We start from the raw sequence: 1,728 nt of genomic DNA on the forward strand, positions 1-1,728 counted from the left end.
GGTCAACGTCTTGGTGGTGTCGTCGGCGGTCGCGATGACCTCGTCGCCCACGGTGAAGCGCGAAGTGACGTCGTCCTGGCCGAAGAGGCCGTCGCCGAGGTCGACTCCGTAGGTGTCCACTGCGACGACGACGGCGGTGCCTGACTTCCAGTAATCCTTGGGCCGCCAACGGACTTCACGGTCACTGAGCCAGTAGAACGCGCCGTCGACGGCGGGTTGGCTCGTGATGGTGATGGCCTTCTCCGCTGCCGACCGGTCGAGAATGTTCTCGTCGAACCGGATCGCCACCGGCTGGCCGACTCCCACCACTTCGCCGTCATTGGGCAGCACGTAGGGCATGGTCAAGTCTTCGGGCGAGCTGGTCTGAAACGTCACCGTGTCCTGTGTGACGCCGCCCAATCCGCGTGCTTCGGCCCGCAACGTGTAGCGCTTGTTGTAGCCCAGCGGCTCCGCCGTCGCCCACGTCAGCCCGTCGCCGCTGAGGTTGCCGGCGACTGCTTTGCCGTTGTCGTTGATGAGGCTGACCGCGCCCAACACTCCCGCGCTGGCACGGACGGTGACCGGAGAGTCCACCTCCACGCCGACGGCACCGTCGGTCGTCGACGTTTCGAGCCTGGGCTCCAAGAGGTTCGAGTACGGGTCACCCTTGTCGGAGATGACCTGTGCCGGCGCTGGCGGCGCCGGCGACGGAGCGCCACCGGCACACGCCGTGAGCGCCAAGGCGAGGACGATCATCGCAGCGAGTGCCCTGAGGTATCGGCCAAAATCTCTATGGGGCAGGTGAATCGCGAGACGTTCTGCGCTATCGGACGCAACTGCCGAGTGTTCAGGTTTCGGCGACGACCGCAGATCATGGACCGACGTTCGGACGTTCCTGTCGGCTGATGGCATGGTGGTCCTCCGCGTTCTGGCTGAATTGCGTCGTGGAGCCCCCTGCTGGCTTCAGGAACTCACGTGGGTCCATCCTACGGCCTTGCTACGTAGATCGTCATTCGGCCATTTTCGTGTTCACCCAGGGGGTGGATATCTCCCGGGCATGGTTGCTCGGAGCTGTCGTGAGCGCGCTGCTGCTCATTCACCGTCCCGCACATATGTCAGCGATGGACTCGGGTGGTCGTCGAGCACGGCGGTGCATAGTGCTTGGGCAAGACTGCGTGGGGTGGGAAGTCCGGCTGGGGATGGATGGTTGCGGCATGTTAGGCCCACTTCCCCATCGGGATGAGCCCACGGGTCGACGCCGTTGATGACGATGCTGGGCGATCCGGTGAACCCACGGCGGACCGCTTCGGCCGTGGTCTCAATCACGGTGGTGAGTACTGGCGTGCGTGTTAGGCCCAGTTCGTGAAGGGCCACGGTAATCAACGTTTCGGCGAGCGTGGTGTAAGGACAATCGGGGATCACGAGCAGTTCGATCCGAGGACCGCCATATTGTGGCGATTCTTCGTGGTGCGTCGAAGTGTCTTCACCGGTGGGCGAACGGTATCGAGTGGATGAGCCTTCGGTCGCGCGCCCAGCGCGACCGCTTGTGGATTCTCCGATGAGAGTCAACCCTTCTTTCTCGCTGGCCCCAGGGAGGGGCATGTCGACCCAATTGAATCATCATCTACTATCTCGGTACGAAGATAGTAGATACCAGGCGGTCGACGCCCTGGAGGACAAGGAGTTGGTGTGCGCAAGTTTTATCTGATGGCGGTAGCGATGGCGATGGCGGCCATGGTGGGTGTGAGC

At 63.1% G+C, this 1,728-nt stretch carries 1 protein-coding gene; it reads right to left on the reverse strand.

Annotated elements, in window-relative coordinates; all coding sequences use genetic code 11:
• A partial coding sequence (locus tag ACRDUX_RS32490) for an Ig-like domain-containing protein (protein WP_526420244.1) occupies positions 1-735 on the reverse strand: 735 nt, incomplete at its 3' end.
• Positions 736-1,728 lie beyond the last annotated feature (993 nt).

The organism is Mycobacterium sp. (genome assembly GCF_050701675.1).
Taxonomy (GTDB): domain Bacteria; phylum Actinomycetota; class Actinomycetes; order Mycobacteriales; family Mycobacteriaceae; genus Mycobacterium.